Consider the following 13966-nt stretch of genomic DNA (forward strand, 5'->3'; position numbering starts at 1 on the left):
CGCGTCCCTTCGCTTTTCCGCGCGCATCCAGCGCGCGGGTCACTTTTCTTTGCTTGCCCAAAGAAAAGTGACCAAAAGAAATGCACCCCGGATGCCGCGCTGCCTTCGGCAGTTTGCGAGGTCAGGCCGGGGTTCGTTGAACGCACGTCCCTGTCCGTGCAACGAACTCGCGCGCATCGTGCGCGCGATCCTGCGGACGTTTCCGTCCTGCCCTCGCCGCGGCAAACGGGGACCCGAAGATCAAAAACCTAAGCAAGAGCGCCCCCTTCCGCCCTTCGGGCACCTTCCCCCGCGCTGCGCGCAGGGGAAGGGAAAGCTTTTGTTTTTTGCTTCTGCGCGCAGGAGCGCGCCGCCTCGGCTTTTCCGGGTCCCCATTGCATTGCGGCGGCAGCGGACGAAGAGGCCCCGCAGGGGTGCGCGCGAGGGATCGCGTGCATACCGTTGCCTGCACACGGACGTGCAGTCAACGGAACCCGGCCGCTGGCGCGGACCCGGCGCGCAGGATGCGCGTCGGGCGCAATGCTCTGGGGCGTGTTTCTTTGCCTACTTTCTTTGCACGAGCAAAGAAAGGAGGACGCTCGTCCGCAGGACGAGTGGAAGCTCGGGCTTTACCAGACGATGCCAGACAAAAACATCCCGGCCTTGCGCCGGGATGCTGTCGAGCGAGCGAATCAGACCGCGGCAGGCTCGCCGCTTAGCCCTTGAGCCACCGGCTTCGCCGATTCGGCGTGATGATCGGCCGCGATCATCATGTAGAACGCCGGCACCACGAACAGGGTGAACAACGTGCCGATCGCAAGGCCGGTCGAGATGACGAGGCCCATCGCGAAGCGGCCTGCCGCTCCCGCGCCAGAGGCGATCACGAGCGGGATCACGCCGAGCACCATCGCCGCGGTGGTCATCAGGATCGGACGCAGACGCACGCCGGCGGCATGCGCGATCGCTTCGAGCTTGGTCATGCCGGCACGCTGCGATTCATTCGCGAACTCGACGATCAGAATGCCGTGTTTCGACACCAGACCCATCAGGGTGACAAGGCCGACTTGGGTGTAGATGTTCAGCGACGAAATCAGGTTGACGAAGATCAGCGCGCCGAACAGCGCCATCGGCACCGAAACGAGGATCACGATCGGGTCGCGCAACGAGTTGAACTGCGCCGCCAGCGCGAGGAAGACGATGATCACCGCGAACAGCAACGTGGTCGCGAAGCTGCCTGACTCCTGCACGAACTGACGCGAGGGACCGGCGTAGTCGACCGAGTAGCCGCTCGGCGCGACCTCGGCGAGAGCGTCGCGGAAGAACTGCAGAGCCTCGCCCTGCGACATGCCGCTGGCGCCTTGAATCGTGGTCGAGTTGAGCTGCTGGAAGTGATTGACCGAACGCGGCACGATCTCGTGCTTCACGCTGGCCACGGTCGACGCGGGAATGACCGAACCGTCGGGCGCACGCACGTAATAGTCGAGCACCTGCTCGGGGTTCAAACGGTCCACCTGCAACACTTGCGGGATCACCTTGTACGAGCGCCCGGCAATCGAGAAGTAATTGACATAGCCGCCGCCGAGCGCGGCGCCGAGCGAACTGCCGACGTCCTGCTGGGTCAGCCCGAGTGAGGTGATCATGTCGCGATCCATCTTCACCGTGGACTGCGGCTTGTCGATTTTCAGGTCGGCGTCGACGAAATAGAACTTGCCGGAGTCCTGCGCCTTCCTCAGCACCTTCTGCACGACCTCGTTGAGGTTCTGGAACGGTTCGGTGGTCTTGAACACGACCTGGATTGGCGCACCCTGCGGCCCGGGCAGTGGCGGGAACGAGAACACGAAGACCTGGCCGCCGGCGATCTGCGCCCACAAGCCCTGCAGCTCCTGCTGCAGCGTCTTCGCGGTCTTGCTGCGCTCCTCCCATGGCTTGAACACCATGCCCCCCAGGCTGCCCTGCGAGCCGCCGCCGGGCAGGGTGATCTGGAACATCATCTGGTATTCGGGAATCTTGGTGCCGATGTCGAACATCTGCTGCGTGTAGTTCAGCATTTGTTGGGAAGTCGCGTTCGGTGGCCCGTTGAGCGCGTAGAACACGAAGCCCTGGTCCTCTTCCGGCGCAAGTTCCGACTGTGCGGTCATGCCGAGCAACAGCGTGGCGCCGAACAGCATCACGCCCATGACGACGACCACGCTCCACGACGCCAGCGCACTGTGCAACACGCGCTCGTAGCCGGCGCGTACACGTTCGAACACGCGGTCGATCGCCTGCACGAACTTGCCGCTTTCCTGATCGGACCTGAAGAACTTCGCGCACATCATCGGCGACAAGGTCAACGCGACGATTGCCGAGACGGTCACCGCACCGGCAAGCGTGAACGCGAACTCGGTGAACAGCGCACCAGTCAAACCCTTCTGGAATCCGATCGGCACGTAGACCGCGACCAGCACGACGGTCATCGCAAGAATCGGCCCGCCCAGTTCGCGCGCAGCCAGCAAAGCCGCTTCGAACGGCGACTTGCCCTCCTCCTTCATGTGCCGGTCGACGTTCTCGACAACGATGATCGCGTCGTCGACGACCAGACCGATCGCGAGCACCAATGCGAGCAGGGTCAACAGGTTCATCGAATAGCCGAGCACGAGCATGATGAAGAACGTGCCGATCAGCGACAGCGGCATCGCGATCACCGGAATGATCACCGCGCGCAGCGATCCCAGGAACAGGAAGATGACGATCGTGACGATGATCAGCGCCTCGATCAATGTGTGCACGACCTCGTTGATCGAGGAGGTGATGAACATCGTCGAGTCCCAGACAATCTCGCCGGAAAGGCCTGCCGGCAACTGCGAGTGGATTTCGGGAAACACCTCGTGCACGCGACGGGCGACGTCGAGCACGTTCGCCTCGGGCGCCGCCTTGATGCCGATGAATACCGCGAGCTTGCCGCTGAAGGACACGTTGGAATCGTAGTCCTCGGCACCGAGCACGACGTTGGCGACGTCGGACAGGCGCACGATCGCACCGTCCTTCTGCTTGATCGCGAGCTGTTTGAACTCCTCGACCGAATGCAGATCGGTCGCCGCGGTGAGATCGACGCTGACCATCTGGCCTTTGGTCGTGCCTACCGCGGCCAGATAGTTGTTCGCGCTCAGCGCCTGGAACACGTCGCTCGCAGTCACGCCATGCGCGGCCAGACGCGCGGGATCGAGCCAGGCGCGCAGGGCGAACTGGCGGCCGCCGAGGATTTCCGCGGTCTGCACGCCCTCGACCGAGTCGAGCTTGGGCTTGACCTCGCGTGCGAGATAGTCGGTGATGCTGTTGGAGGGAAGCACATCGCTGCGGAAGCCGAGGTACATCACATCGAGCGATGCACCGGTCTGCACATTGAGCACGGGCTGCTGCGCCTGTGGCGGCAACTGGTTGCGCACCGAGGTGACCTGGGTCTGGATCTGGGTCAATGCGCTGTTCGCGTCGTAGTTGAGGCGCAACGTCGCGGTGATCGTCGACACGCCGGCGACCGAGGTCGAGGTCAGGTAGTCGATACCCTGCGCCTGCGCGATAGCCTGCTCGAGCGGCTGGGTGATGAAGCCGGCCACGGTCTGCGCATCGGCGCCGTAATAGGCCGTGGTCACGGTCACGGTGGCGTTCTCGGTCTTCGGGAACTGGCGCACGCCCAGATCGAACACGGCCTTGATGCCGAGCACGAGGATCAGTGCGCTGACCACGATCGCGAGAACGGGTTTTTTGATGAAGGTATCGGTGAAATTCATGATTTGCTCCTAAAGCCCCTCACCCACCGGGAGAGGGGTTGAGGTGAGGTTCGGCAGTCTCGAACGTCATTCGAAACCGGATCCTCACTCGGCGCTGCGCGCCACCCTCTCCCGGCGGAAGAGGGCTAAAAAATCACTTCTCCTGTGGCGTCGGATGTGCCGCATCCAACGGCAGCACCTTGTTGTCGATCGTCACCGGCGCGCCGTTCTTCAGCTTGATCTGGCCGCTGGTCACGACTTCGGCGCCCTCGTCCAGCCCTTTGGTGATCGAAACCTGATCTCCGCGCGTGCCGTCCGTCGTCACGAAAGTCTGCGCGACCACCAACGCATCGGCGGGAATCGGCGGGCCTGCCGGCGCGGCAGCAGCCGGCTTGGCACCGTTTTTCTTCGCTTCCTCGGCTTGCGCCTTGTCGAGGTCAGCCTTCTTCTTCACCACATACACGGTCTCGCCGTACGGGTTGTAGACGACTGCGGTCTGCGGAAGGGTCAGATAGCGCGCCTTGGTGCCGACATCGAGCGCGACGTCGGCGAACATGCCCGGCGACAACACCTTGTCGGGATTGTCGACCTTCGCTTCGATCTGCACGTTGCGCGTATCGCCGTTGACCTTCGGACTGATCGCCGACAGCTCACCCTCGAAAGCCTTGCCCGGGAATGCATCGAGTCTGAGCACCACTTTCTGCCCTACCTTGATGTCGGCGAGATTCTTCTGCGGCAGGTGGAAATCGACGAACACCGGATCGACCTGCTGCAGCGTTACGATGATCTTGCCGGCCTCGAGATATGTGCCCGGCGTGATTGTGACGATACCCGCACGGCCGGCGAACGGTGCACGCAACTGCTTGCGCTGCACGTTGACCTGCTGCTGGGCGACGGCGGCCTGCTTGGCCTTGAGATCCGCGGCGGCCTGGTCGTAGTCGGCTTTGCTGATCGCCAGCACGGCGAGCTGCTGCTTGGCACGACCGAAGGTGACCTCGGCCAGCGCGGCTGCGGCCTCGAGCTGATGCAGCTGCGCCACATCCTCGCTGTCGCGCAATTGCAGCAGCACCTGCCCTTCCTTGACCTCGTCGCCGGACTGCAGGTTGACCTTCGTCACCAGCCCGGCAAGATCGAGTGCCAGGTCGGCACCACGCGCGGCGCGCACGCTGCCGACCGCGCGCAATTGCGGCTGCCATTCCTGGTACGCAGCCTTGGCTGTCGACACCACGGCCGGGGGCGGCGGCTTCATGCCGGCGATCATCTTCATCACCAGCATCACCTTGATGCCTGCGATCAGTGCGATCAGCAGCAGCACCGCGACGATCATGACGATCATCTTCTTCGTGGTGCTCCACTTCTTCTTTTCCAAAGTAGCCATGTCGTTTTGACCTTTGTTTTTGCGCTCATCCAAGATCGCGAAAATCAAGAAGCGGGCTTCCTGACCGCACATGTTTATCTTTGCGCTCATCCATGAGCGCGAAAATCACAAAGCGGACTTCCTGCCCGCACCTCGGTAATTTTTGCGATCGTCCTTGATCGCGAGGATCACGAAGCGAGCTTCCTGCCCGCACTCTTCAATCAAAAATTCATTTCGCTTGGGGACTCGCGCTGGGTGTCGCGGCCGCGACGGGCTCGGAATCCTCCTTCCAGCCGCCGCCGAGCGCGGTGTACAGCGCTGCCGTATCGGCGAGTCGCGCGGCGCGCGCCTGGACCAGACCGAGCCGGGTCTGCTGGTATTGGCGCGTCGCGTCGAGTTCCTGCAGATAGCTGGCCGAGCCGTTGTGGTACTGGATGCGCACAAGTTCGAGGCTCTGCGCCGCGGATTGTTCCGCCTGCGCCTGCGCCTTGAGGTTCTCCGCGTCGAGCTCGAGCGCGCGCAGTGCGTCGGCCACGTTCTGGAACGCGCCGAGCACGGTCTGCTCGTAGTCGGCCGCGGCCTTGTCGAGTCCGGCTTCGGCTGCGCGCTTCTGCGCACGCAGCGAACCGCCGTGGAAGATCGGCTGCAGGATGTTCGCGCCGATGCTCCACGCCTTCGTGCCACTCGAAAACAAGTCATCGGAATGCAGCGCGGACGAACCGAGGCTGCCGCTCAACGTGATCTGCGGGAACAGATTCGCCGTGGCGACGCCGACCTTCGCCGTCGCTTGGTGCAGCGTCGCTTCCGCCGCGCGCACATCGGCACGCTGGCGCGTCAGCGTGGACGGCAGCGACACCGGCACGTCATGCGGCAACCCGAATGCATCGAGGTCGAGCGCAGCCAATTCCGACTGCGAAGGAAACTCGCCGAGATAGACCGCGAGTTGCGTCTGCGTCTGTGCGAGCTGCTGGCGCAGCGGCGGCAAGGTCGCCGCAGCCGTTGCGACCTGGGTGCGGATGACGAGCACGTCGGCCAGCGATTTCGCACCGATCTGGTTCTGCGCTTCGACGAGCTTCAGTTCCTTGTTGTAGACGTCGATGATCTCCTCGGTCGCGCGGATCTGCCCGCGCAACGAGGCCTCGCGAAAGCTTGCCGTGGCGACGTTCGCCGCGAGAGTCTGATAGGTGCCTTCAAGCTGGAAGCGCTGGTAGTCGACCACCGCCGATTCCGCTTCGACACCGCGTCGCGTCGCGCCGAACAGATCGAGCGTGTAGTTCACCTTGGCGCCGGCGTTGTACAGCGTGTACACCGAACCACCACCCGGCACGGCAGCGCCGTTCGCATTGCTGCGCGTCGCGCCGACGCCGACGTCCACGCTCGGGAACAGCGAGCCGCGCGCCGCATTCGCATTCTCCTGCGCTTGCCGCAACGCCGCCTGCGCGGAAGCGACGCTCGGGCTGTGCGCAAGTGCCTGCGTGATGCGGCGGCTCAATTCGTCGTTCGCGAACGTCGTCCACCACTGCGTCGGCACATCGGCGCCGCTGACGAAGCGCTGCGCATCGCCGGTCGGCGCCTTCGTCTCGACGGTCGCGGCGGGCAGCGCGTCCTTGCGGTAGCCGTCGACCGCGGGCGCCGCGGGCGGACGGAAGTCCGGTCCCGCCGCGCAACCGGCCAGCGTGACCAACAATGCTCCGCCCAGCACGCCGAGGCGCGCTTCTGTGCCTTTCGGGATCATAACGAAATCCAAATATTTTGTACTGTATCGTTCAATAATAGACGAGGAACGATTGCGAGTTCAATCGATGCCTATCGCTACTGCTTCTCACTTTCCGCATCTGCCTCGAACTTTTAGCCAAAAGGCGTCATCCACGGCAACGGCCGGAAGTCATTCCACTCGTAGACGAACGAGAGGCCGCGGAATCGACACAACCGGTATGAAAGATTTCACGGGCGATTCTCAAATCCTGCGAAACGACATGCCGCGCCACCCGCGATCGAGCCCGATACCGCCGCGCGCGCGCAGCGTCGGGGACATCAGCCCGCCGGCTTGACCAGAAGATTTTTCGCCAGCGCACCCTGGAACTTCGCCAGGCCGCGGGCGAAATGCAGCAGCCCGAACAGCAGCGCGATGCCGAGGACGAAGGTCAGCGGATCGGCAATCTGCCACGGCACGAGCAGCGTGTCGTTGAAACGGATGTGGTCGGCAACGTCGATGCGCACGAGGCCGAGCATCCAGCCGATGTGCGCGATCGGGGCGAAGATGCAGGCCAGCGAAGTCGCGATGCCGGTCACGGCGACGGTGAAATAAACGATGCCGAGCGGCAGCATCAGCACGAAATACAGCAGCGTCGACCAGGTGCGCGGATCGGTGAACATCTCACCCATGCGCTGCCAGATCGTCAGGCCGGCGCGAGCGTAAACCGGCCGGCGCGGCATGCGTTCGCCGAGCATGGTCTCGATGATGCGCGATTCGACCAGCGCGAGCACGCGCGTCGTGGCGAAGAAGAACACGGCGAACACCACGCCGAAGATCAGCAGCGACAGTCCCAGCGACAGGCTCAGGCCGACCACGGTCCAGGTGAAATAGAAAATGCCGGTCGCGAGCGAGAGCAGCATGTAGAACAACCCCGCGTACGTGCGCGCATCGCTGCCGACGGCAAAGAACTTTCCCCACGCTGTCTTGCGCGGCCGCTGCGGCGGCGGCCGCAGAGCTTGCTGCACCTGAACTTCCTTGTCGACGTAGATGCTCGCGACTTCCTCGGGCGCGCCGTAGCTGCCGACGATCTTCGCCAGCACCTCGGCCTCGGGCTTGCCGTGATTCTCATGCAGCTCGGCGCGCAGGTGTTCCTCCGCGTCGTAGAGCGCGTCCTGGATAAGTGCGGGATCTGCACCCGCGCCCTGCAATGTGCTGCGCAACTGTTCGAGATATTCGGCGATGGTGCGCGGAATCGTGGCGGTCATGCTCAATCCTCCAGAATGGAATTCACGAAATCACGCGTGTCGACCCAAGCCAGGCTCCACTCGCGCAGCACCCGCCGCCCCAGCGGCGTGATGCGGTAATAGCGCCGCGGCGGCCCGCTCACCGACGGCTCGACGATGCTCTCGAGCAACTCGGCCGCGGCCAGGTTGCGCAGCACGGGATACAGCGCACTCTGCTTGCCGCTGAGCACGCCACCGCCGGTCTGCTCCAGCCGCTTCGCGATCTGGTAGCCGTACATCGGCGTGCGCGCGCGTGCGAGAACGCCGAGCAGCACCAGCGACACGGTGCCGGTGGAAAGCTCCTTCTGGAACTTCCACAGATGGCTGTCGGTATCGCTCATGTACGCAACGTCGTCATAGTCACAGGTGGACTATAGTGTTCAGTTGATACTAGTGCATGCGCCGGAAGTCATGCCTGCCCACAGGCCCGCCCAGACCAATGGAAAGACGCGTCAGCCAACGTCGATCAAGGCCCTGGTCGTCGACTCGCTTGTCCGGATTCGCCCTACCCTCTGGCAACTCTCGAAAGCGCCCCACCTCTGCTCCCGACTCAAAGCGGCCTGCCGGCGGCCACATCTGGAGTGAGCAGCTTGGGAGAGGCGGTCAGCGGCGCGGAAGTGGCGAATTGCCGTGCTTCGAAGCACGGGCCTGGGCAGTCAATGAAATTTCTCGCCGCGCGCGAGCATGTCGATAATCAGCTTTATGCGCTTGATCTTTGTCTCTGGGCGCTTTGCTGTTTGCAACCGGTAGGCAATCGAATACAGATTGGTCTTGTTGAGCGTCGCGTAGAACTGCTTTGCCTTGGCATTACGTGAGAGTTCCTTGACGAACTCCAGAGGCACCGTTGCACTAGCGGAAGAATCGTACGCAGCGGCCCAGCGCCCGTCGGCTTTGGCCGCTTCCACCTCCTTGAGACCGGCAGGCGTCATCTGGCCTTCCTGGATGAGCCGATCCACATGCGCAACATTCATCTTGGACCAAACGCTTTTTGCCCTGCGCGGGGTGAATTTCTGCACCCAGGAGTCGGCGTCAAACGGCAGCTTCTGCCCATCTATCCAACCGAAACACAGCGCCTGGTCGAGCGCCTCGGCATACGTGATCGATGGAACAGCAGAGTCTTTCTTGTAAATTCGCAGGAGCAGACTACGGGCTCGGGCGTGCTCCTTCGTCATCCACGCGCGAAGTTCTTTTGATGACCGAAAACTCCGCGGTTCTGGTTTGGCAGGGGAAGGTAATTTGCCCATATATGGTTCAGTTCTGGTTCGCATGGACTATTCGGCTGCGAGCGCGACAGCCCGATCCAACACCGGATCGCGCCGCATCGTGTAGTCGGCGAAGGTCATCTCGATTGTCTCGTCGGGAGCCAGCGATTCGACTTGCACCGGAAAGAGCCAATTCAGCCAGAAGCATCTGTCCCAGTCGTCACAGCGATGCGCATAGTCGTGCATTCCGGTTGCGTAATGCAGGCAAAGATCGTCGTGCGGAAGACACCCCGAATTGCCTTCGCCGTAAAAGGCAAGCCGATCGCCGACGGGTTCGCCGAGAATGATTGCGCGAGGTCCCGCCGCCTGCTTCACGAATGCCGTGGCCGTAATCGCGGCGGAAAAGGTTTGCGCGCCCGTCAGCAGATAGATTCGCCCACGCGGCGGAACGAAATCGGGCAAGTGCGATGCGAAACGAGCGATCTTCGTATAGTCGCCTCCGCTGTTGAATCGCATATCGAGAACAATGTTGCAGGGTGGATGTGCGCGCATCTCATCCGTTGTGGCGCTGAGGAAGTCGCCGATAGGCTGATTGTCCGCATCCGCGATCGCCTTGAGTTGCATGAAAAGTGTACAACCGTGATCGACCCATGCCCGGCGGAACCTGCTGTTGAAGTCGCGCAGCGACAACGGCAAGTCGGCGTCATCGGCAATCAACGCGCGCCAATCCGAAGATTCGCCCTTCATCTTCTGCGGCGACAGCCAACGTGTCATCTGCGCGTGCGGCTCGTTCTCGTCGGCGTTTTCACCTGGCAGCGTGCGCGCCACCTCGCTGCCGTCCGGCAAACGGAACGTCCAATTGGTTTGATCGGGGCGCGAACCGATGGCGGTGCCGTAAAGAATCTCGGGCGACTGGATGTAGGTTACGGCGTTGTTGCGGCGCCAACCCTCGGCCCCGCCATGCAATTGTTCGAGCACCGCGATCACGTCGCGCACCGGCTTGCCTTCGATGCTTTCGACGCGCGCGCCCAGAAGATCCGCATACGCCGATTTTGCCCGCAGGACATAAAGCCCATCGGCAAACAGCACGACGCGCAAGGGCATGATGTTCTGGCCACCCTTGCCGAAGTAGACCCCGGTGTGACCGTTGTCGGCAAGCGCCGTGATGCGCATCAGCGCAACACGGAATTTTTCCTTGTCGAGCGGCACGTGTTCGGACTTCAGTTCGGCGATCCGGCGACCAGCTTCAGCACGCGCCGCAGGCGAAAACGACCGGTCCATGCCCAGCAGGCGCGAAAATTGTTCAATGTCCTGCTGCTGCGCCTCGAGCGCATTGGCCGGCTCGGAAAAATTGCTGGGCGGCGGATTGGGACTGAATTTTTGCCGGAGGCAGAATGCGAAAAATCCAGCCATCGCGCCGAACAAGGCAACGACCGCCAAGGCCCACAAAACAGTCTTGAGAATTCTGCCTTTCGTCATCGCTGCACGATTCCAACTTCGGGACCCGATAGGAGGTAAGCGACGCTGAATATGTGAGCCACTACGGCTGCCAACTACAACAACCCCGCCACTCGCGTCGCCAATTATTCGAATCTATGTTTCTGTGTTGCAAACTAATGGAGCAGGCTTGAATTTGCTGACGGAGGTTCGACGATCGAATGATGCGACGCCTGCGCTGATTGAGACTGGGCTATCGATGGCTTTCATTCATGTGCGAGAAGTCACTACGTTTTCGACTCGCGCATCTGCGGGTTGGATGGCAGCGAAAACCATGCGGTGTTGGCGCGTCAGTTTTCGCGCTTCAATCTGCGATGTTTGCGTGTCCCGAATGGGCCGAAGTCAGCCGTCCGGAAGCGACCCAACCCGGACGTTCGCGAACGGCCGCTCACGGAAGGCCTGATGCAGGTGCCGTATGCGCTGCATATGCCCGCCAGCATATGCCCCGGCGCCTCAGCGTCTAGGAATCCACCTACGTCACTGTGCGGCAGTCACCCATCGCGCTCATCCAGCAACAGGCGTACTCCAAGGGCGCTCGGAAGCGGCGCCGCTTTGTGCAAAGCACTTGGACATCGGATGAATTGCTGGTTTCGACGAAAGCAAGCGTTTGCAAACGCCCGCTTGAGTATCGGGAGCAATCTAGCCTAATCAGGTTATATCTAAAGGGATGGCGGCTTTCGTATGCTGCCGGCGCGAGGTCGGGTTGCTGCAGGATGGATGCGCGACGCCACAGCGCTGCCATACTTCCAATTGTAGGAAGCAACTTTATCAAGGGGGTTGGGCGTGCAATACGTCCAATCAACGACCATCGCGCCAACGACTCTGACGCTTGCCATTTCGCAGGCTGGTATGCAGAGTTTCGGCTGAACGACTGGTGTACGTAGCGATCCGTCAATCTACTGGGGGACAGCATGAAACGTACGGATTTGCTGGATGCGGGCGCGGCAAATCGTGTTGACGATGCAACCATCGCCACTCGACGCCAAGTACTCAAGCGTATCGCGCTCGGCGCGATGGTGACCGTCGGCTCACCTTGGGTCATGGCGCAGGCTATCGGAACGGGGTTTCTCCGTGGCAACTGTCGTCGCGACATCTTCCCGACTCAGGTCGACGGCCAGGAGGCATGCTCTCAGCCGCCCCGCCTCGATCTGAATGACGGCGCGTTCAACTACACGCCGGCCGGCGAAGATCCGATGACCGCGCTGCAAATCCTTCTTGGATTGGTCCTCGGTCAAGTCCCTGTCGTTGGCCCGCTGCTTGTGGCAATGCTCAATTTGATGTGGCCGGCGCATGCCGATCCGAAGACTCCGTTGCCCGATATCTGGTCGCTGGTCAAACAGCAGGTCGCGGATCTCGTAGGTCAGGAAATCCTGGCGTATTACCAAGGCGAGTTGACCAATCTGGTCACGGGTTTCAACACGAATTTCGACTACTATCGCCTCGCCATCTATGACGTCGTCAATGCGTCCCATCCGACGAAAGACCAAGTCAAGGCGCTGAAGGATCGGGCGCTTTACATTCAGCAGCACTTCGAATCCTCGATGGCGCTGTTCACCGGCATTCCGAACAACGGTGGCGCTGGCATTGATGGATGGAAAGTGCTGCCGCTGTACGTGCAGGCAGCCAACCTCCACATCACGTTCCTTTACGATCTGATCAGCAATGCGTCGGATTACGGCATCGAACCGGGTTGGGTGGAAGCGAATCTCCTCGACGTCGCCTGGCGCAACGCCATCGCCCCCCCGCCAACCAACTACGACAGCAGCGTCAACTACCTCAGTTACGTCACCGCTACGCTGGCAAAAGCCATGCAGGCTTTCAAAGACGAATACGACAAGGCGACGAAAGGTGATTCCGCATGGAACATCGTTCAGGCCCCCGACCCCAGCGTCCTCGGCAATTACTTCGGTGATCGTTCTGTCGCTGGCCGACACGGTGCCGTGGTTGCCGCTTTCTACGGTGCGTACAAGTTGTGGAACGAGAAAATCAATCGGTACACGGTGACGGTCTCGAATATTCTCGAAGCCTGGAAACATCTGCCTGACCCGTTCTCATCATCCGTGCGGCCGGTCAACCCGTTCATCATCAATCAAGTCTTGTGGTGCGGTCCTTACGGTCTGCCGGACATGCACGATCTCGCGGCCGATTGCACATATGACTACGTGTCTGGTTGCTCCGGCCTCTATTGCTATGGCTACTACTACGTCCATACCCCGATCGCGATCAAACAGGGTGGGGTCGACTTACCGAATCCCGCGAAATCTCTGTTACCGAATCCCGCGGACGTCCACACGCCGGATGGCCCGCTCACCCACATCCATATCGACGAACGCGGGTACACGCCATTGCAGAACAACAGCGGTGGCATTCCGGATTTTTACTGGCGCTTCCCGAGCCAGTACGAGCTGAAATGGAATAAGGATCCTCCAAACACCAGTGGCCGATTCAACCTCGCCATTGACGCGGATCATCCGGTGATCAAGGTCAACATCCACACTTGCAACTACACAACGCCTCCGGCGCTGGGCAGCTACCAGCCCAACCAGTCGTACTACTGGGCGGCCGGAACGCTGATTGGCGGGCTTGAATTCGTGCAGGAAAACGTGGCCCCGTATGCACCCCCGCCCGCCCCGCAGCGGGGCGTCGATTGGCCCGACACACCGCAGATCGCCGGAAGATACAAGCAGATCATTGAGAACTGCTGCGACGGGACAGTCTTCGCCATGCAAAGCAACAACGATGTGGAAACCGCGTCGATCGACGGCTATATCCTCTGCAATATTGCCCCTACTACGGGGAATTCCTGGATGTGGTCCAATCTTGGAGAGGAGGACCCGAGTTCGACCGGAACGATTATGTTCGCCTTTCGCCCGAAGAATCCGAACATGTACCCTTCGGTCAACATTCTGTCGAACACGTACGTGACCAGCCCGAAGACGATGACGGTCGACGATATCGTTGATTTGGGTACGCGGTGGTATTCGAGCCGGGGCGTCAAACTGTCCGTGGACCAGTTGGCCAAACTAAAGGACGCTGTCGTCACGAGCATTTCGAGCGACGACCTGCAAGCGAAGCGCGACGCATTCTGGAATCGCGGCTGAGCCCTGCCGTCGAGCTCGGGCAGCCGTCAGCGCGCTATCCGGCAAGCAATTCGTAGCTGGCGATCAATTCGCAGATGCGCTTGACTTCCTGGTCCATCGCACGGT

At 61.4% G+C, this 13966-nt stretch carries 8 protein-coding genes; 1 reads left to right on the forward strand and 7 read right to left on the reverse strand.

The window, feature by feature from the left end:
* Positions 1–671: 671 nt before the first annotated feature.
* The 7 genes from VF497_RS02205 to VF497_RS02235 form a co-directional block, all read right to left on the reverse strand.
* Entirely contained in the window at positions 672–3746 is a 3075-nt protein-coding gene (locus tag VF497_RS02205) for an efflux RND transporter permease subunit (protein ID WP_330885808.1), read from the reverse strand.
* Between the two features lie 133 nt (positions 3747–3879).
* On the reverse strand, positions 3880–5103 hold the full coding sequence (locus tag VF497_RS02210) for an efflux RND transporter periplasmic adaptor subunit (protein WP_330885810.1): 1224 nt from the start codon (positions 5101–5103) through the stop codon (positions 3880–3882).
* A gap of 208 nt (positions 5104–5311) precedes the next feature.
* Positions 5312–6817, reverse strand: a complete 1506-nt coding sequence (locus tag VF497_RS02215; protein ID WP_330885812.1) for an efflux transporter outer membrane subunit — start codon at positions 6815–6817, stop codon at positions 5312–5314.
* Between the two features lie 299 nt (positions 6818–7116).
* Positions 7117–8043: a sensor domain-containing protein gene (locus VF497_RS02220; RefSeq protein WP_330885814.1), complete on the reverse strand. Its 927-nt coding sequence runs from the start codon at positions 8041–8043 to the stop codon at positions 7117–7119.
* Positions 8044–8045: 2 nt separating this feature from the next.
* Positions 8046–8402, reverse strand: a complete 357-nt coding sequence (locus VF497_RS02225; RefSeq protein ID WP_330885816.1) for a PadR family transcriptional regulator — start codon at positions 8400–8402, stop codon at positions 8046–8048.
* Between the two features lie 315 nt (positions 8403–8717).
* Positions 8718–9233: a YdeI/OmpD-associated family protein gene (locus VF497_RS02230; protein ID WP_330885818.1), complete on the reverse strand. Its 516-nt coding sequence runs from the start codon at positions 9231–9233 to the stop codon at positions 8718–8720.
* A 99-nt stretch (positions 9234–9332) separates the two neighbouring features.
* Positions 9333–10742 (reverse strand): hypothetical protein, encoded by a 1410-nt coding sequence (locus tag VF497_RS02235; protein WP_330885820.1) that lies wholly within the window; start codon positions 10740–10742, stop codon positions 9333–9335.
* A 929-nt stretch (positions 10743–11671) separates the two neighbouring features.
* Between VF497_RS02235 and VF497_RS02240 the strand changes: the two genes are divergently transcribed.
* Positions 11672–13861: an insecticidal delta-endotoxin Cry8Ea1 family protein gene (locus tag VF497_RS02240; protein ID WP_330885822.1), complete on the forward strand. Its 2190-nt coding sequence runs from the start codon at positions 11672–11674 to the stop codon at positions 13859–13861.
* Positions 13862–13966: the final 105 nt, after the last annotated feature.

It is taken from the genome of Rudaea sp., from assembly GCF_036383415.1.
Classification (GTDB): domain Bacteria; phylum Pseudomonadota; class Gammaproteobacteria; order Xanthomonadales; family Rhodanobacteraceae; genus Rudaea.